We start from the raw sequence: 18782 nt of genomic DNA on the forward strand, positions 1-18782 counted from the left end.
GGCAATCATGAGCACCGAAACCGTCTTTCGTCGCCCGATCTCGCCGACCGAGCGCCTGTACTTCTCGACCCGCGAGTTGTCTCCCCCGTTCCTGATGCAACTCGCGATCCATGGCGCGGGCACGGTCGACGCGGCCGAATTGCAGCGGGCCGTGGATATCGCGTCGGCCGCGAATCCCGGGTCCCGGCTGGTCCGCGACGGCAAGGACTGGGTCGACAGCGGCAACCCGGCCGTGGTGCGGATCGTGGCCGGCGGTGCGCTGAATTATCCTGCGCTGGAGGATGATCCGATCCTCAACAGCCCGATCGGGCCGACTCCGGACCGCACCTGCGAGGTGCTGGTGCTGACGGGCGATCCGGTCACCATCGTGTTCCGCGTCTTCCACGGCGCGATGGACGGTATGGGCGTGCGCATGTGGGTCATGGATGTGTTCCGGGTGTTGCGCGGCGAGCAGCCTCTCGGCGCAACCGATCCCATCACCGACGCCGATGTCGTCGCGCGCATGGGTGCGCCGGGCAAGCCGACTCTCGTTCTCCCGGTGTTCCCATCGGCGGTCGGAGGCGGCCGCCAGGATCGCGCGGCATCGCCCTGGCTGCTGCGGAATCGGTCCATCCCCATGACCGGTAAGGGCACCGTCGCCCGGGTGGCAGCCATGCTGGCGACAAAGGCAGGAGCCAAGTCCCGATTCTTGATTCCCGTCGACATGCGACGGCACACACCGCATCTGCGCTCCACCGCGAACCTCGCACTGCCCTTGTTCCTCGATGTCGAGCCGGGTGACGATTGGCGGGTCATCAACGCGGAGAAGCGCCTCGGGCTGCAGCAGAACCGCGAGCTGAATCAGCTGGACAACGGCGGACTTTCACACTTCCCGCCGTTCGCCGTGCGGGCAGTGCTGCGCGCCGCCAACTGGGCCGGGTCGCGGTTGGACCGAAATATCGTGTCGGCCACCCTCTCACACACCGGCAGGTTCGAACTCAACGAGCTCAGCTGGCCGAATTTCACCGCCACCGCGGTTCGGGTGCTGCCGCAGCACACCGGGATCATGCCGCTGCTGTTCGGCATCGTGGAGTACGGCGGGACCACCGATATCACGGTGTCGTGCCGCAATGGCGAAGGGGTCGAGGCGCGGCTGGAGTCGCTGCTGGATCACATTGCCACCACACTCGAGCACGATCTGTCGAACGTGACGCTATGACGACCTGGGCACGTTTCGTCGGCGCACACCCACGCGCGGTGCTGGCCGTTGTCGTCGGTGCGATCCTGCTGCTCGGCCTGCTGAGCATGGGCACCGCCGACCGCGTCAGCGTCGGTGGGTACAGCGATCCACACAGCGAATCGACAATGGTCGATCGGCTGGTGCGACAGCACTTCGGGCCGCAGAACCCGGATGTGGTCGCGCTCTACACGGTGCCGGATGGGCAGACGCTGGACGAGCTCGGCCCGCGCGTGCGACAGGCGCTCGGCCGGATCGATCCGACGCTGCTGGCTCGCCCCATCGAGACCTACTGGAACAGTGTGCCGCCTCGCAAGGGCTTGCTGCACTCGGCCGATAACCGGCAGGCCCTCGCCGTGGTGTTCACCGCGGGCGACGATAACGCCCGCATGCACGCCTACCCGGAAATCGAAGCGGGACTGCGGGTTCCGGGAATCGACACCCAGTTATCCGGTTACAGTGCGCTGGCCGATGCCATCAACCACCAATCCGAGCACGATCTCATTGTCGCGGAATCGATTTCACTGCCGCTCACGCTGCTGATCCTGGTGTTGCTGTTCGGCGGAGCCGTCGCCGCCGCACTGCCGGTGGCCGTCGGACTGCTCGCCGTACTCGGTTCGATGGGCGCGATCCGGGTATTGACCGAATTCACCGAGGTGAGCACGTTCGCGCTGAATATCGCCTCACTGCTCGGGCTCGGGATGGCCATCGACTACGGCCTGTTCCTGGTGACTCGATTCCGCGAGGAGGTCGCCGAGGGGCGCGATATCGCGACGGCGATCGAACGGACCTGCGCCACCGCGGGGCGCACCGTCGCATTCTCCGCGCTATTGCTGATCTGCGCGTTCGCGGGGACGTTCGTATATCCGCAAGCGGTGCTGCGATCGTTGGGGTTCGGTGCGATCGCGGCGGTGGCATTGGCTGCCGCACTGTCGCTCACGGTGCTGCCCGCGATGCTGGCGCTGTTCGGCGCCCGCATCGGGCAGGCCGGGACAAAGGAACGGACCGAACGCTTCTGGGGCCGCGTGGTGGACGGGGTGCTACGTCGGCCGGGGATAGTGAGCGTGGTTGTCGCTGCCCTGCTACTCGCCCTCGCCACACCGCTTTTCGGACTGAAACTGGGCGATGTCGACCATCGCGCGCTGCCCGCTGGCAATGCGATGCGGACAACCGTCGAGGAGCTCACCGCACAGTTTCCCGCCGCGAGCAGCGGCATTACCGCGGTGCTGCGCGGTATCGACGGAACTGCGCCCAATGTGGCGGCGGTCGAAACCGCCACCCGAGAAATCGGCGCGGTCGCCGGAGTGCGCCAGGTGCTCCAGGTCGGGCGCGACGAGGATTTCGTTGTGCTGCACGCGTTTTTGACGGCACCGGATCGCAGCGCGACCGCCACGGCCGCGGTCGAGGCGATTCGCGATCTGCATCCTCCTGCGGCGACGGCACTTCAGGTCGGCGGGGATACCGCGGCGACCGTGGACAGTGTCGATTCGATCGTGTCGCGCATGCCGTGGATGGTGCTGGCCATGGTTGCCGCGACCGTGGTGCTGCTACTGGCGGCATTCCGCTCGATCGTATTGCCGCTCAAGGCCGTTGCCATGGCGTTTCTCAGTCTCGCCGCCACCTTCGGCATCCTGACCTGGGTCTTCTGTGACGGTCACCTGTCCGGGCCGCTCGGCATCAGCCCGGGTCCGCTCGCGGCGGGCATGGTGGTGCTGATCGTGTCGGTGGTCTTCGGATTGTCCACCGACTACGAGGTTTTCCTGCTCTCACGGATGGTCGAGGCGCACAACGCCGGCGCCGACACGGCCGGGGCGGTGCGTATCGGCACGGTGAAGACCGCGCGCGTGATCACCGCGGCCGCCACATTGCTCGTGCTGGTGACGGGCGCGTTCACGCTGTCACCGTTGACGCCGATGCGGTTCCTGGGCATCGGCATGATCATCGCCCTCGTGGTGGACGCGACGCTCGTTCGGATGCTGTTGGTGCCCGCGCTGGTCAAGCTGATGGGGCGGGCGAATTGGTGGCTGCCCGGTATTGGTCGGCCGTCACGGCCGGTTGTCACGGTTGTCGAGAAGGAGCGCGCGCCATCGGCTTCCTGAGTTTCGGTTGGTCGGGGAACACGCCCGGGTCGGTGGATCTGTGTTTCGATGGAACCGTCTCGTCGGCGCGTGCGTCTCTATGATCAGACGGGACTAGTGGAAGGGGTGACCGCTATGGCTGTTGACAGCCCGTTCGGCGGGTATATCGAGGATGCGAAGACCGGGGCGCTGAAGGTGCGGATGGAACCGCAGGCGTTCGTTGATATCGATGTGGCTTGTCAGAACTTGATCGATGAGCTGACGGTCGCGCAACTCGACGCCCGGTCGCTCGGCGAAAAGGAATCGTGGGGACTCGGCGAGAGCAACCCCCGGCTCACTTCCGCCATCGAGCTGGTGAAGTTGTTCCGGGAGAAGGCCTTCGGCGGCCCGAACAACGCCTACGACATCATCGGCGACTACATTACGGTCGCCGCGGAGATCCAGAGCCTGTTCAAGACCATTCGCGACGCCTACGAGCAGTCCGACGCCGAGTTCGCTCGTCAACTGCGCGAGATCCGCGTATGAACAACCGATCGCAGCACGAGCGAACGCTGCTCTGCGCGGCGGTGTCGGCGACCGCGCTGGCTCTGCTCGCCGCATGCACCAGCGACAAGGGTTCACCGACCCCACAGAGCACCACACCGGCGGCGTCGACGTCGGCCGCATCGCCCAGCGCCACCGCTACCGCGTTCGATCCCTGCACCGCGTTGACACCGCAATTCCTGGCCGAGCACCAGTGGGATGCCCGAGCTCCGGAGCACAAGCAGACCACCACCGGTGCGTTCACATGGAAAGGCTGCGCCTACCTTGCGCAGGCGCGCTACACGTTCGGCGTCCAAACGACCAATGGCACCCTCGCCCAGGTTCGCGAAAAGTTCCCCACCGCAACCGAATTCACCATCGGCGCCCGCAAGGCCCTGCGCTACGAGGCGCACCCGGACGTCCCTGGCGGCTGCACCGTCAATATCGACATGAAATCCGGCTCCCTCTACATCCTGGTAGACGACCCCCGCGGCCTGCACCCCCGCAAGCTCTCCCCCTGCGACAATGTCACCGAAATCGCCGAGGCCGTCGTCCCGCTCATACCGCAAAGCACCTGATCAGAGCCTTACCGTCATTGCCGCCTCCGCCAACCGGCCCGGCCGCCACCCTTGAGCACATCGCCGCCATGTGGACCAAGACCCACGCCAAGACCTGCTCCATCCGGACGGGGACCTGGACTGGATCATCACCGCCGCCAGCCTTCTCGGCGCGACCGAAACCTGTTTCCTGATGCGTAAGACACTCGCCCGGACGCCGACAGAGTACCGAAATCGGCTGCGGCACAGCTGGATCCAGTCCGCTATCAGCCACGCCCGGCGAGCGCCTAGTTCGGTCGAATCCGGTTATCCCGCAACCGGATCGCCGGTCCGCGTCTGCCACCTGCGCCCGATGCCACGCATCAGCGCCGGATACACCAGCAGGTACCGAAACGGCAGGATCGCCGCCATGTACAGCTTCCCGAGTGGACCATCGGGTTTCACCAGGACGGCCATTTGGCCGTGATAGCCACCGGTTTCGTCGCGCACCCAGCCGACATGCATCACCCCGTGCATCGTTCGGTTGGCGATCTCGGCCGCAAACTCGCTGTCGGTGCAGTAGACGGAGCGGAACGGCCCGCCGGCGGAGACCGGCCCAGGTAATGCCCGCAGATCTGCGGGCAGTCGATCACGCAGCGACGGAACTCGTCCGCCGATCCCCGCATCCGCCTTATCCCAGCCGAGTAGCGCACCGAGTTTCCAGCGGATCGCGAAAAGTGCGCGATAGACGACGGAGAATTCACTCGAGTCATTGCCCGAGGTCATCTGCCGCACCAGCCGCGGGAAGTCGTCGGGACCGCCCGGTGTCGGCAATGCCCACACATCCTCGACCCGGAAATCGGGCGCGATGTCGTGGATCCGCCAGGGCCGGGAGGTGTGCGCGGATTCCGGGAGCCGCATTGTTCTGCCTCCATCTCGATCATCCATCGCGCGCTACCGGGCGGCGAGTTTGTAGATCTGGCGGGGACGGTGTTCGCGCTCGTCGAAGGTGACATCTACCTCGGCCGCCGCGACCGCGGCGAACGATGCCGCGAACGCTTCCTCGGACTCCCACTGCCCCGTCGAAACCACCGCGTCGTCACCGTCGGTGGTGACCCAGGAGTCCGCGGACAGGCATCCGGGCACCGATCGCAGGACCGCCCCGACCTTGTGCACCCGCGCGACGAAGTCGTCGAAATGCTCGGGTCGCGGGTAGTGGAAGGCGACGAATCCGACCGTCATCACGGTCCCCTCTCATTGGCGAGGACACCATTGCCCTCGCAATTCACTGATGCAACAACGGCTTTCAAATATACGCTGCCGTATACTTCGATCGTAACCGGCGGCGCGGCGGTGTCAACACCGTCGGCGATACTGAAGGTATGGTTGCCGTCACTCGCACCCCACGAAGCAGCTGGATCGAGCAGGGTCTGCTGGCGCTGTCGACCGGCGGTCCGGATGCCGTCCGCGTCGAGAGCCTGGCGCAGGCGCTCGGAGTCACCAAGGGCGGCTTCTACGGACACTTCGCCGACCGCAACGCACTGCTGGCGGAAATGCTCGACACCTGGGAACGCGAATACACCGATGAGGTCCGCGCTCAGGTCGAGCGCGAGGGCGGCGACCCGCAGACCAAGATCCGGCGCGCGGGCCTGCTCACCTTCTCCGACGACCGCCTGCCCATCGACCTCGCCATCCGCGACTGGGCCCGCCGCGACCCGGCGGTCGCCGAACGGCTACGCCGGGTGGACAACCAGCGCATGGAGTACGCGCGCGAACTGTTCGGCAAAATCTGCTCGGATCCGGACGAAATCGAGGCCCGCGCCTTGCTCGCGTTCTGTTTGGCCGTCGGCAAACATTTCCTCGCCGCCGACCACAACGACCGCACCCGCCAGGAGGTGGTCGTGCGCGCCGCCGACCTGCTGTTCGGGCGGACGCCGGACGATCATTGAAACTACCTGCGGCGCAGTAGAACTCCGCGAATGAAGGCGGCCTGGCCGGAGTGCTGGATATCGTCGTCGACGACGCTGATCAGCCGGACGCCCAGGGTGACCGGCGGGTCCCAGCGGGTATCGACGACGCGGGGCAGGTCGGCATCGGTGAGTCCGGAGACATAGTCGACCGTCTGTGCGTGTACCGCGTCGTAGTAGCCCAACAGCAGATCGGCCGAAATCCGGCCGAGTTCGGCGACCTCCGCGGCGCCGTGCCCGTATCCGGTTTCCGCATCATCGAAGGGCAGTTCGAACCGCTTGACCCAGCCCGCCGCCGTCCACACCTGTTCGCGACCCGCGACATCCGCGACGTGATCATCTTGGACTCGCGTCAGGTGCCAGATCAGCCAGGCGATGGAGTTGGCGTCCGGATCGATCCGAGCCGCCAACTCGTCCTGCCGCAGTCCCTCGACCGCGCCGTGCACGTTCTCCCGCACCCGACCGAATGCATCGACCAACAACTCAGCGCTCGTCATGACCCCATGCAATCACACCGCGGGCGCTGATATTCCCAGATCCGCCTCGACGTGTCAGCCGAGCGGTAGCAGCAGGTCAGCCGATTCGAGGTCGAGCAGGGCCCGCTTGGCTGGCAGCCCCCCGGCATAGCCGGTCAGGGCTCCATCGGCGCCGAGGACGCGGTGGCATGGGAGCAGGATCAGCAGGCGATTGCGCGCGAGTGCGCCGCCGACCTTGCGGGCGTCGGCGGGGGTGCGGCCGAGTTGCCGGGTCAGGGCTCCGTAGGTGGTGGTCCGGCCGTATCCCGTGGTCGCCGCGAGCGTCCGCAGGACCTCGCGGTCGAATTCGCTCATACCCGTCAGATCCATTGCGACACAGAACTGTTGGCGTTCGCCGGTGAGGTATTCGTCGATTTGGTCTGCGGCAGCTTCGAGATGTTCACGCGCCGTATGGTTTTCGCCGATCGGTTCGGTGGGCGGCATGTCGGTGAACGCGACTCGCGTGACACCGGCCGGGTTCGCCTCGATCAGCAGGTTGCCCAGGGGCGAGCCGTGCACCAAGCGTGCGGTGGAGATGTCGGACATGATGTTGCTCCTTTCTGTCGAGCCTTCATCAGGTAGACGCTCCGCTGCGATGAAACGTGAGATCACTTGCCGCAGGCGGCTTTCCATATCGCATACGCGGCGGGGAGGCAGACAGCGCAGGGGCGGTAACCGGCGGCGATGGCGGTTTCTTCATCGGCGAAGAAGACTCGGTGGGCGCGGTAGTGGCCGCGGGCCAGGGCTCGCAGGGCGGAGGGGCAGTCGAGGCGGCCGTAGAGTTTGCCGCGCCGGTGGCCGCCGTATCGGCCCGGAGTGGGGCTCGGATACGGGCGGTCGTCGGCGTCGGTCAGGATGTACATCTCATTCGGCGTCGTGCAGGACCAGGCCGAGGGTGTGGCGTTGGCCGCTGCGAATTCGGCTGACGCCGTGGCGGATCGGTGCGCGCGACCAGCCGCGGGCGGACGGCGTCGGTCGGTCCCGGGTGGTGAAGACGAGGGCGTGGCCCTGCTCCAGGATGGTGACGGTGGGTTTCGATTGGGCGCGTGGGCGTTGTTCGACCAGCAGGAATTCGCCGCCGGTGTGATCGATGCCGGGGCGGTCCAGGCCGATGACGACCTGGAGCGGGAATACGAGCTCACCGTAGAGGTCGCGGTGCAGGGCGTTCCAGTCACCTTCGGTGTAGCGCAATAGAATTGGTGTCGGTTTGGTCTGGCCCGCGGCGTGGCAGGCGTCGAGCCAGTCGTCGAAATCGTCGGGCCACGGGGCCGGGTCGCCGAGTCGGTCGGCCCAGGTGCGGGCGATGGGCAGCAGTTTGCGATAGAAGGTCCTGCGCAGCCGCATGATCGGTGCAGGAACCGGATCGGCGAAGTAGCGGTAGGTGCCCTGGCCGAACCGGTAGCGGGCCATATCGATCGTCGACCGGAAGCGGGCCAGGTCGTCCCACATCGCGGTGAATTCGGCGCATTCGTCCGGGGTCAGCAGCGGCCCCGTCTGGGCGCAGCCGTAGGCGTCGATCTCCTCCAGCAGCTCGCTCCACGGTTGCTCGTCGACTCGTTCTTCCAGTGCGGCACGGGTTTTCATTGCGTCTCCGGTCATGCCGCCTCGAGTGTGAGCAGGATGTTCTTGGCGGCGATTCCGCCGACGTACTGGCCGATCGAACCGTCGCTGCGCACCACCCGATGGCACGGGATCACCACCGGTAGCGGGTTGTGCGCGCAGGCCGAGCCGACGGCGCGGACGGCGCGCGGATTGCCGACGGCCGCGGCGACATCGGCGTAGCTCTCGCGATGTCCGTAGCCGATTTCGCTCAGGTGCTCGATCACCTGGCGGCGGAATCCGACGGTGAGACGCAGGTCCAGCGGCAGGTCGAATTGTGTTCTGGCACCGGCGAAGTACTCGTCGATCTCGCGGGCGACGGCGTCCAGGCGCGGCGGGGCGGCGAGGACGCGGGGGCTGATCCGCTCGGCGAGTGTGGCGAGCACGGTGTCGTGGTTCTCGTTGGGGTAGGCGACCCGCACCAGGCCCGCGGCTGTGGCCGCGAGCAGCAGGGTGCCCACGGGGGTGTCCAGCGTGCGGTAAGCGACATCGAGCAGACCCGCGGCCTGCGCGTCGGCGGCCAGCCGCCGCTGCAATTGGGACAGGATCTCGGCGGAGTTCGCATTCAGGCCGTCGAAGAGGCCGTCCGGATTCCGGTCGATAGTGGCCATCATGTTCGATCCTTCGGGTAGAGCTTGCGTAAGGTCTTGAGCCCGTCCGCGGCGGCGCGGCGGGCGGCGTCGGTGGAATTGCCCAGCAGCTGGGCGATTTCGGCGTGTGGCAATCCGGCCAGGTAGTGGTAGGCGACCGCTTGGCGCTGTTTGGGCGGCAGCTCGGCGAGAGCGTCCCAGAGGTCGGGATCGTAACCGGCCGGGTCGGCGTTGGGGGCCGCGCGTTCGGGCAGGGTTTCGGCGGGGACGGGCGCGCGGGTCAGAGCGCGCCCCACATCGATCGCGCGCCGGTGCGCGATGGTGACCAGCCATGCCTCGAGATTCGTGGTCGGGTCGAGGTCGGGATAGGCCCGCAGAGCGGACAGGAAGGTCTCCGACCACGCGTCGGCCGCGTCGGTCGGACCGAGCACGGCACGGCAGACGCGCAACACCATCGGGCCGTACGCGGCCACCACTTCCTCGAACGGAGGCAATCTCACGCTGGGTAGACGTCCGGGACGCGGGAAACGTGAGATCCCCAGGTCACAGCGTCGCCGCTGCGCGCACCTCCGTGTTCGCCGCGCACGAATTCGGCAGGCGAAACCCTGCGCGGCGCGACAATATGTGCGCGGGAGATCATTGTGGCGCGGGGGTGCGGGACAGGCCGCTGGCGCGCAGGACGCGGCGGTCGATGGCGGCGCGGATCGAGTCGTCGGTACCGATGATGCGGACGTGGCGGCGGGCGCGGGTGATCGCCGTGTACAGCAGTTCCCTGGTGAGCAGGGTGGATTCGGGTTCGGGCAGGACGACCGAGACGGTGTCGTACTGGCTGCCCTGGCTGCGGTGGATGGTCATGGCGAAGACGGTGACCACGGCCGGAAATTGGGTGGGGTGCACCAGATATGGTTCGCTGCCGCGCTGCAGGGCCGCGCGCAGGGAGCCGTCCGGCATGCGCACGATCACCCCGGTGTCGCCGTTGTAGATGCGGGCCTCATGGTCGTTGGCGGTGACCAGCAGCGGTTGCCCCGGGTACCACGGGGCCTGGTGCGAGTCCGGGCCCGCGCCGCCGGCTGCCGCCCATTCGGCGGCCATGCGGTCCCAGCGTTCGACGCCGAAGGGGCCTTGGCGGTGGGCGCACAGCAGGCGATGGGATTCGAGGGCAGTGAGTGCGGCCGCGGCGTTTCCGTCGAGGGCCGCCGCGGTCACCTCGCGGGCGGCGCGCACCACATCGGCGCGGACCGGCGCGGTCGCGTCCGGGGTGCAGAGCGAGAGTTCTTCGCCTCCTGCCCGCAGTAATGCGAGCGCGGTGTCGGCGTCGCCCGCGCGGACCGCCACCGCGAGTTCGGCGATCTTGCCGCCGAATCGGCGACCGCGGGTCAATCGGACGATGCCGCCGCGCAGACGCGTGCGCTCTGCTTTCGTGAGAGCTTCCGGATTACCGTCGGCCGCAATCGATTCAGCACCCAGCACCTGCTCGAGGACCGGATTCGGTTCACCGACAACGGGTCCCGCGACGAGATCGGCGAGCACTGCGCCCGCGTCGACCGAGGCGAGCTGATCCGGGTCGCCGACCAGCACCAGGCGAGTATCGGGGCGCAGAGCGGCCAGCAGGCTGCTCATCATGGTCAGCGACACCATCGAGGTTTCGTCGACGACGATCACGTCATAGGGCAGCCGATTGAATTCGTGATACCGGAACCGCGTCGCCCGGCCACGCTGCCAGCCGAGCAGGCGGTGCAGGGTGGCGGCGGTGAGCTCCGGCAGTGCGAGGGCGTCGGCCTGTTCGCGCACCGCTTCCTGCAGTCGCGCGGCCGCCTTGCCGGTGGGCGCGGCCATGGCGATGCGCAGTGCGGGCAGCTTCGGATGCGCCTTCTGGTGCGCGTCGAGCAGGGCCAGGATGCGGGCGATGGTGTGGGTTTTACCGGTGCCGGGGCCGCCCGCGACCACAGTGGTCCAATGTGTGGCCGCGAGCGCGGCGGCGATGCGCTGGCGATCCGGGGCCGCACCGACCGGGGTGTCGAAGAGCCGGTCGAGCTCGCGGCGCACGATGGCGGGATCCACCTTGGGATGGTGTCCGGAGCGTTCGGTGAGTACGCGGCGGATCGTCTGCTCCTGCTGGTAGTACCGATCCAGATACAGCAGAGGGCCCTGGGTGGCCTGCGCATCGACCAGGCGCAAAGGCTGCAATGGACCAGCCGGTCCCCCGCACACCAACGGGCTCACGCGCAGCGCGGTGACGACGGCATCGATATCGGGCCACGGCAGCGTCGCCGGGTCGATACCCGCACCGGCATCCCAGGTTTCGTCGGCATCGACACCGATCTCGCGCATGCGGTGCAGTTCCAGGCACACCGAACCCGACCGCACCGCCCGCACCGCCAGCGCCGCCGCGAACAACACCTCCTCGGAGGCTTCCCGGCCCATGCGGCCCAATCGAAGTGCGACGTGCACATCGGCGGCGGAGAGCACTCCGGCCTCGTTGAACATGCGCAGCAGTCCGGTTCCCCGCTGCGCCAACTGAATCGAGGTCATCGGTCCTCCCCCGCGAGTAGGTCGGACAATGCGACGATCAGCACGGCAGGTGGATTCCAGTCGAAAACACCACAGCCCGTGGGTGTTTCGGGGCCGATCATGCCCCGGACGAAGAGGTAGCGGGCACCGCCGAGGTGCCGCGCGGGCTCGTATGCGGGTAGCCGCCACCGCAGGTAACGGTGCAGGGCGACCGCGTAGAGCAGTGCCTGCAGGGGGTAGTGGGAGCGCAGCATTTCGGCGGCCATGCGGTCATGGGTGTAGTGGTCGACGGTGAGGTCGCCGGTGCCGAGTCGGTTGGTTTTGTAGTCGACGATCACGAATCGTGGTTCGGCACCCGGATTTTCGATGATGCGCAGGACGGCGTCGATGCTGCCGGTGAGGTAACCGCGCAGTGGGGCGTCGTCCAGGGCCGCGAGTTGGTCGGCGTAGCTGGACAAGGAATCGTCGGCCGGGAGGTAGGTACGCAACAGGTCGGCGATGCGGCGCAGGGTGACCGTGTGCGCGCCCGGGACGTCGCCGCCCGCGAGTGGGAGTTCGAATTCGAGTTCGTTGAGTTTGTCGCGGCCGGAAATGTCGGCGAGACAGCCGAATCCGAGTGGGGTGCGCAGGACCGCGAGCAGGGCGTTGCCCAGGACCATCGGATCGGCCTCGGCCATCAGCTCTGCGGTCGCTTCTCGGCAGCGGGTGTGCACCTCGGTGGCGAGATCCGTTGCGTCCGTATCGATTCGCTCGAGCACCCCGTGTACGAGGGTGCCGAATTCCGCGCCGTAGGGCAGTGCGTTCATCAGTGACGGGGCCGCATCGGATACGGCAGGTTCGGCTTCGACCAGGAGCGGTGCGCCGGGTTCGTCGGACGGGCCGCGTTCATCCTCGGGCTCGACTTCCGGGATCGCCGCGTCATGCGCACCCGCGGTCAATGCCGAATAGGAGGTGCGCCGCCACTGCAGGTCCATGGTGCGCGCGAAGTGTGCCGCAGCGAGGGCCCCCGTTGGGAGTTCGGTGCGCACCCGGCGGATCTCGACCGCATCGGTGCCGTCGACGCCCTCGACCGAAATGGCCTCCGGCGCACCGGCCGCCCAGGCCGAAAGCATGGATACCGCAACGGCATCCGCGGGCACCGCCGCCTTGCTCGGCACGAGATCGCCGCCGTCCGGGCGGCCGAGGATCATCCGGTGCAGCGGCGCATTGGCCGTGGTGATGGCCGGTGCCCACCAGGCGATGATCTGACACATCGCGCGGGTGAGCGCGACGTAGAGGAGTCGCAGTTCCTCACCCGCCTCCTCGGTTTCGCTGCGCAGCTTGCGCTCGCCGTAGCCGGAGGCGTCCTGGCCGCCGACGTCGAGGACGCGCGCGCCGTCGTCGGTGTGGAAGAGCAGGGTCTGCGGATACGGGTTCTTCGCGTTGTCCCAGGCGAAAGGCAGGTAGACGACGGGGAATTCGAGACCCTTGCTGGCGTGCACGGTGGCGATCTGCACGGCGGCCGCATCGCGGTCCAGACGGCGGCTGCGGTCGGCGACCGATCCCGAGGCCGGATCGCGCACCCGGTCGGCGAGCCAGCGGGTCAGCGCGGTGAGGCCGAGACCTTCGGTCAGCGCGACCTGGTCCAGCAGCTGGGCGATATGCCGTAGATCGGTCAGCTCCCGTTCGCCGTTCTCGACCGAGAGCAGCCGCTGCGCCAGATTCGCTTCGGCGGAGATCTTTTCGAAGACCGCGGCGAAGCCAGCGCGGGCGAACAGCCGGGCCGCCTCCCGCAGTTGGGCGCTGATGCGCCCGACCAGATCGGCACCACCGCTATCGATTTCGGCGGCGGTTACGCCGAGCAGCGGCGTGCAGGCGGCCAGTCGTACTCGGTCGGAGCGATGCGGCTGTTCGAGTGCTCGCAACAGCCAGAGCCAGTCCGTCGCACTGCTGGTGCCGAAAACGCTGGTACCACCGGCGAGTACGGAGGCGACGCCGACCCGGTCCAAAGCCGTTCGCACCACGTCGATTTGGGAGCGCGTCCGCACCAGCACCGCGATATCGCCGGGTCCGATCGGCCTCGGTCCGGTCTTGGCCTCGAACAGCACCTCCGATTCCAGCAGGCGCACGATATCCGCCGCGAGATCGTCGGCGACCTTCGCGCGCATCCGACCGACCGCCGGGAATCCCGACTTGTTCAAGGGGCCGGCACCGGTGCGCGGCAGACACCGCATCCGCAGCGGTGTCGTCAGTTCCGCCGGGCCGGACAGCCGCGACCACCCGCGGGTCGCCGCGACCGGGTAAACGGTAATCTCCTTGTGTCCCAAGGCCGCACCGCCCTGGAGGTGATCCAGTGCGGCGAGCAGTCCCGCGTCGCTGCGCCAGTTCTCGGTGAGCTCCTTGCGGGTATCGGCGTGTGCGACGGCATCGAGATAGCTGAGCACCTCCGCGCCGCGAAATGCGTAGATGGCCTGCTTCGGATCGCCGACGAGGACCAGGGTCGAATGCCCGTGGAACGCCAGCCGCAGGATGTCCCACTGCAACGGGTCGGTGTCCTGGAATTCGTCCACCAGCGCGACCCGATACCGGTCACGGATGCGACGGCAGGCTCGCGGACCATGCTCCGGATCGGCCAGCACATCGTGCAACAGCACCAGCAGATCGTCGAAGTCGCGCAAACCGGCCAGGCGCTTGCGGCGCTCGGTCTCCGCTCGGACGGCGGCGGCGAACGCGACGCGCTCCCCCGCCGGTCCCTCGCCTTTCGGAACCAATACCGCATGCCGATCCTGCACCGCCGCCACTGCCAGGGTGTGCGCCTCCTTCAGTGAGAACGGCGGCTCGGCACGGGCATACCGGTTCAGGTAGAGGTCATCGGCGACGGTCCCGATCAGATCATCGATCGTCTCGACCAACCGGGACCCGGGATCATGCTCCCCCGCCAACCCGAGCTCATCGAGCATCCTCTGACAGAAACTGTGCGTCGTCGCGATGGTTCCCGCATCGAAATCCGAAAGCGCCGTGAGCAAACGCCGCCTGCGCTGCTGGACCTGCGCCGAATCCGCCCGCGCGACAAGACGAATCAACTCATCACCGTTGGCCCGAGCGGCCTCCGGATCGGCCAGTGCCGCCGCCACCGCGACGAACCGATCCCGCGTCCGCTCCCGCAACTCCTGCGTCGCGGCCCGACTGAACGTCACCAGCAAAAGCTGCGAAATATCGATCCCGATCTCGGCCACATACCGCACCGCCAACCCGACGATCGCATGCGTCTTACCGGTCCCCGCACTCGCCTCGAGCACGGTCGTCCCCGTCGGCAGCGCCCCATTCGGATCGAATCGGTCGGCATCCAATGACGGTGCGGTGACCGCGGTGTCCTCAATGGTCATGCCCGCCACCCCTTTCCGAGCATGGCGAATCCGGTGCGCGCACTGCTCATGAGCAACACCCTTTCTCCACGCCCGCCGACTGCTCCACCGTCCCCCTGCCACCCCCGACTGTCCGTTAGGCGCGCCGACGCGATGTCGCTCTCGGCGGCAGACAACTCGCCACGCCCGGCGAACCGGCCCGGATCGCTCTGGGTGACGCCGTCTCGATGCGGCTCATGATCATCCGAAAAGCCCACGCAGTCAGGCGAACCCGAGCCGCCGCAGGCCACCGCCCGGCGAGCGAGCCGCATCGACGAATCCGCCGACTCGAGGCCGGTCACGGCTGCCCCTGGTTCTCGGCCGCGAGCAGTGGGGCCCACATGCGCCGGGCCAGGGAGCCGAAGCGAGTGGTTTCGCCAGGCTCGCCCGCGGGAGCGGGGGTTGCCATGAGGTGTTCGAGGCGGGGGCCCGGGCCCCAGATGTAGCGGAGGTGGCGGTCGGTGTGGTCGCCGAAGGGGCCGGGGCCGTTGGGACCGCCGTTGAATTCGCGTTCGGCGGCGGTGACGGCCTCGTCGGCATTCGAGCCACGGAAGCGGCGTTCGGCGTAGACGGCGGTAGCGGAGGGGGCGATCGGCAGCGGTTCGGTCAGGCCGGCGTCACGCAACCGCACCAGCTCACGCAGGATCGCCAGTGCGGCAGGCGGTTCCGGCGCGATGAGCTCGGAACGCCATGCGGGGCGGCCGAATTGGCCACGTCCGGTGGTGACGGCCCGCCAGCTGCGATCCTCGGTGACTGCTAGGGCGAGCAGCGAAACCCATGCGGCGATGCGATGTTTCGGTGCCAGCCGGGAGAATGTGGTGCGAACCAGCGATTCCCCGCGCACCTCGGGCACCGTGCCGGTGAGTCGGCGGCCATTGCCAAGATCCACCGCGATATCGACCGCACGCGGCGCGGCCGCGTACTCCGGCAGCGCCGCTCGGACGAGCTTGTCCACCGTGGATTCGACCTCGTCGAGGACCGCGCCGCCGAATCCGAACGGCGGCAACGTCCCTCGCCGCCACTCCGCAGCCCGCAGCGTCGACGGGTCCGCGCCGGTCAGCCGCGCGGACAGAAGTCGTTCGCCCAGTTCCCATTTCGCGAGGCCGTCGAGCTCGATGGGCAACCGGTCGGCGATGTCCTCCTCGTGTTCGGGAACGCGCAGACCGAGCCGCTGCCACAGGAACGCCCGCACCGGATGCTCGACGAACGAAATCAGATCGGCCAGTGCGACATCGGTCGGTTCGGCCGCGGGCAACGGCTCGGGCAGGAATGCGGGTCGCGGCCGCGCGGGTTGTCCGGCGGCCTGCGCCCCGGCGAGCGCGACGGTGTCGAAGCTGAACGGGCGCTCGGCGCGGAAATTGCGGCGGTCGAAGCCCTGCAACGGATGTCGGGTCACCACCGCCTCCATGCCGTCCGCACCCACGTGCGCGCGCAGAGCGTCGAGCAATTCGGCGACCGGTATGGCCGGTGGGCGGTGCGCGCCGGTCACCGGATCGGCGCCGGTGTGGAAGATCAGCAGCTGTTCGGTGGCCGCGAGCACCGCGTCCAACAGCAGCTGACGGTCCTCGCTGCGCGCATCCCGTTCGCCCAGTAGCGGATTGCGCGCGAGCACATCGTCACCGTCGACACCGCTGATGCGCGGGAAGACCTCGTCGTCGAGTCCGAGCAGCACTACCACCCGGTGCGGGACCGAACGCATCGGCACCAACGTGCACACGGTCAGCTCGCCGGTCCGGAAATTCGCCCTGGTCGGTCGCGCCGCGAGCCGACTCGACAGCAGCACACCGACATCGGCAAGCCGCAGCAGCACATCGCCCGCATGGTCGGTGGCCGCGGCCAGCTCGCGGCGGGCCTCGGTGCGCACCCACGCCTGACTGTCGGGCACATCGGTGAGCAGATCGAGGCAGCGGCCGAGGATCTGGGCCCATTCATGTGCCGGACGCGGCCCGCGCAGGTCGCGCAGGCACACCGCGAGCCGGTCGATGAATTCGGCGAACCGACCGGCGAGGTCGACATCGTTGCTGTCCACATCGTCCAGCGGCAGCGCGAGATCCAGCCAGTCCTCGCGGGATTCGTCCGCGGTAACGCCGAGCAGGATCCGATCCACCGCGCTGTTCAGCGTATTCTGCGCGAAGTCGGCCAGCCCGAACGCCTGCCGCTGGCGCTGCCCGATCCCCCAGCGCGCCCCGGATTCGGCCGCCCACTCGCGCAATCGCTCGATATCGTCGTCATCGAAACCACAACGGCGCCGGACGGTTTCCGACGCCGCCAGATCCAAGACCTGGGTCACCGTCACCCGCCCGTCGGCGAGCTCGAGCAGCACCGCGATCACCGCGAGCATCGGATTGGTCACCCCGCGCCCGCGATCGGCGAGCCGCACCCGCAGCAGATGCGCCGGATGGGCCGAATCCCCCACCGACTCAACCGATCCCACCGTCTTCTGCCCGAACGCCGCCCGCACCAGCGGCGCATACGCCTCGACCTCGGGGCACATGATCAGCACATCCCGCGGTTCCAGCGTGTGGTCCGCCGCGAACAGCCCGAGCAGGCATTCCCGCAACACCTCCACCTGCCGCGCCGGTCCATGGCAGGAATGCACCTGCACGGTGCCATCGTCGAACCGCGCGGGCACCGGCGGCCAGATGTCGTCCCGAATCCCCGACTGCAGGGCAGCCAATAGCGTTCGGCCCGAAGCTCCCCGGCCAGCGTGTGTCGAGCCGTCATCAGACGCGACGCCGCCGATCACCCCATCGCTGGCGCGCGCCTCAGGTGGGCGGATTTCAGCGCCGATCGAAATACGTTCCCCCGCAGCGTGATCGGACGAAACGTTCGGACCGCCGATCGCCGGAGGAATCCGGTCCGCGCCGCCGACAGCCACATGGTGCTCGTCGACAGCGCCCGCGCCGATGAGCCGCTGCTGGAGCTCCCGCACGTCACGCCCGAGCCCCGCCAGCAGCGGATGCCGGACCACCGTCGCGCTGACATCCTCGCCCCGCGCCACCGCAGCAGCCAGCCCGCCCAACTCCGCCCACATCGCCGGACTCGGATGCGCCAGCCACAAATGCACCTCGCGCCGCTCGGCCAATGCCGTCAACACCGCCAGCTGATCGGTCGGCAACCGCGTCACCCCGAATAACGACACCCGCTCGGGCAGATCGATCAGCTCCGGCTCGGCCCGCAACCGCGCACAGGCCGCATCCAGCCGCTCGGCCGGGCTCGCCACCCCGACCTCGGCCCGCAACCGCCGCCACAGCTGCGGTTGCCACAGCAGGTCATCCGGCACCGCGCGCCCCGCGCCATCGGTGTCGGAACCGCCGGCCCAATCCATGATCAACCCGGGCCGCTGCGCCGCGTAGCTCTCGAACAACGCCGCCAGATGCGCGGCGGTGGCGTACCGGCGACCGACGCGATGCCCGGCCGGTTGCCCGACCCCGAGATGCCGCGCGAGCACCGCACTCCACGGTTCGGCCAACGACGCGTCGATAACCCGCAGCAATGTCCACACGACCTGCTCCGATGCCCACGGATCCGCCTCGGGCGCCACCCCGCTCGCCGCGGCAAGCACCTCGGCGACCAACGCACCGGGAGAGGGGAATTCGATATTCGCGGCAACGCCATCCGAACCCCCCGACACGCCGAGCACGGTCGACAGCCGTTGCGTCAGCCACCGCTCGACACCCTTCGCCGGCACGGCGACCACCTCGGCCGCGAAGGCGTCCGGCAACGGCTCGGCAAGCAGCGCGGCCAGCGACCCCGCCAACGCATCGGCGCGCTCGGCACGATGGATGTGCAGCGGCATGTGCGCCCTCTCGTCGGTTGGTCCGGTATGTCCGCACTGCGCGTCAAGTCACCTATCCGCACGCCT

16 protein-coding genes are annotated in these 18782 nt (G+C 68.2%); 5 read left to right on the forward strand and 11 right to left on the reverse strand.

Features of this window, described 5'->3' with window-relative positions; all coding sequences use genetic code 11:
- Positions 1–7 precede the first annotated feature (7 nt).
- The 4 genes from ACHQ4I_RS22970 to ACHQ4I_RS22985 all read left to right on the forward strand — a co-directional run bounded on the left by ACHQ4I_RS22970 (position 8) and on the right by ACHQ4I_RS22985 (position 4394).
- Positions 8–1198: a peptide synthetase gene (locus ACHQ4I_RS22970; RefSeq protein ID WP_420773857.1), complete on the forward strand. Its 1191-nt coding sequence runs from the start codon at positions 8–10 to the stop codon at positions 1196–1198.
- The gene (locus ACHQ4I_RS22975) at positions 1195–3315 is read left to right on the forward strand and encodes an MMPL family transporter (protein WP_420773858.1); all 2121 of its coding nucleotides are present in this window, start codon (positions 1195–1197) and stop codon (positions 3313–3315) included. Before ACHQ4I_RS22970 ends, ACHQ4I_RS22975 begins: the two co-directional genes overlap by 4 nt.
- Before the next feature lie 114 nt (positions 3316–3429).
- The gene (locus ACHQ4I_RS22980) at positions 3430–3819 is read left to right on the forward strand and encodes a hypothetical protein (protein ID WP_420773859.1); all 390 of its coding nucleotides are present in this window, start codon (positions 3430–3432) and stop codon (positions 3817–3819) included.
- A complete protein-coding gene (locus ACHQ4I_RS22985; protein ID WP_420773860.1) occupies positions 3816–4394 on the forward strand; it encodes a DUF3558 domain-containing protein in 579 nt (192 codons plus the stop codon). The genes ACHQ4I_RS22980 and ACHQ4I_RS22985 overlap by 4 nt, the downstream gene beginning before the upstream one ends.
- Positions 4395–4679: 285 nt before the next feature.
- Here ACHQ4I_RS22985 and ACHQ4I_RS22990 read toward each other — a convergent pair whose 3' ends face one another.
- On the reverse strand, positions 4680–5273 hold the full coding sequence (locus ACHQ4I_RS22990) for a DUF2867 domain-containing protein (protein WP_420773861.1): 594 nt from the start codon (positions 5271–5273) through the stop codon (positions 4680–4682).
- Between the two features lie 33 nt (positions 5274–5306).
- Entirely contained in the window at positions 5307–5594 is a 288-nt protein-coding gene (locus ACHQ4I_RS22995) for an antibiotic biosynthesis monooxygenase (protein WP_420773862.1), read from the reverse strand.
- Positions 5595–5734: 140 nt separating this feature from the next.
- On the opposite strand from ACHQ4I_RS22995, the gene ACHQ4I_RS23000 reads away from it, so the two are divergent.
- Positions 5735–6301 carry a TetR/AcrR family transcriptional regulator gene (locus tag ACHQ4I_RS23000; protein WP_420773863.1) on the forward strand — a complete coding sequence of 189 codons (567 nt, stop codon included), beginning with the start codon at positions 5735–5737 and terminating at the stop codon, positions 6299–6301.
- A 2-nt stretch (positions 6302–6303) separates the two neighbouring features.
- Here ACHQ4I_RS23000 and ACHQ4I_RS23005 read toward each other — a convergent pair whose 3' ends face one another.
- The 9 genes from ACHQ4I_RS23005 to recC form a co-directional block, all read right to left on the reverse strand.
- Positions 6304–6816: a mycothiol transferase gene (locus tag ACHQ4I_RS23005; RefSeq protein WP_420773864.1), complete on the reverse strand. Its 513-nt coding sequence runs from the start codon at positions 6814–6816 to the stop codon at positions 6304–6306.
- A 54-nt stretch (positions 6817–6870) separates the two neighbouring features.
- Positions 6871–7380 carry a methylated-DNA--[protein]-cysteine S-methyltransferase gene (locus ACHQ4I_RS23010; protein WP_420773865.1) on the reverse strand — a complete coding sequence of 170 codons (510 nt, stop codon included), beginning with the start codon at positions 7378–7380 and terminating at the stop codon, positions 6871–6873.
- 62 nt (positions 7381–7442) lie between these two features.
- Positions 7443–7697 carry an Ada metal-binding domain-containing protein gene (locus tag ACHQ4I_RS23015; protein WP_420773866.1) on the reverse strand — a complete coding sequence of 85 codons (255 nt, stop codon included), beginning with the start codon at positions 7695–7697 and terminating at the stop codon, positions 7443–7445.
- A 1-nt stretch (position 7698) separates the two neighbouring features.
- Complete coding sequence (locus tag ACHQ4I_RS23020) at positions 7699–8418, reverse strand: 2OG-Fe(II) oxygenase (RefSeq protein ID WP_420774182.1); 720 nt, start codon at positions 8416–8418, stop codon at positions 7699–7701.
- An 11-nt stretch (positions 8419–8429) separates the two neighbouring features.
- Positions 8430–9044 carry a methylated-DNA--[protein]-cysteine S-methyltransferase gene (locus tag ACHQ4I_RS23025; protein WP_420773867.1) on the reverse strand — a complete coding sequence of 205 codons (615 nt, stop codon included), beginning with the start codon at positions 9042–9044 and terminating at the stop codon, positions 8430–8432.
- Complete coding sequence (locus ACHQ4I_RS23030; protein WP_420773868.1) at positions 9044–9523, reverse strand: RNA polymerase sigma factor; 480 nt, start codon at positions 9521–9523, stop codon at positions 9044–9046. Before ACHQ4I_RS23030 ends, ACHQ4I_RS23025 begins: the two co-directional genes overlap by 1 nt.
- Positions 9524–9659: 136 nt before the next feature.
- Positions 9660–11555 carry an exodeoxyribonuclease V subunit alpha gene (gene recD, locus ACHQ4I_RS23035; protein ID WP_420773869.1) on the reverse strand — a complete coding sequence of 632 codons (1896 nt, stop codon included), beginning with the start codon at positions 11553–11555 and terminating at the stop codon, positions 9660–9662.
- Positions 11552–14899, reverse strand: a complete 3348-nt coding sequence (locus ACHQ4I_RS23040; protein WP_420773870.1) for a UvrD-helicase domain-containing protein — start codon at positions 14897–14899, stop codon at positions 11552–11554. The genes recD and ACHQ4I_RS23040 overlap by 4 nt, the downstream gene beginning before the upstream one ends.
- A gap of 316 nt (positions 14900–15215) precedes the next feature.
- Positions 15216–18716 carry an exodeoxyribonuclease V subunit gamma gene (gene recC / locus ACHQ4I_RS23045; protein ID WP_420773871.1) on the reverse strand — a complete coding sequence of 1167 codons (3501 nt, stop codon included), beginning with the start codon at positions 18714–18716 and terminating at the stop codon, positions 15216–15218.
- Positions 18717–18782 lie beyond the last annotated feature (66 nt).

The organism is Nocardia nepalensis, assembly GCF_048910785.1.
GTDB classification, from domain to species: domain Bacteria; phylum Actinomycetota; class Actinomycetes; order Mycobacteriales; family Mycobacteriaceae; genus Nocardia; species Nocardia nepalensis.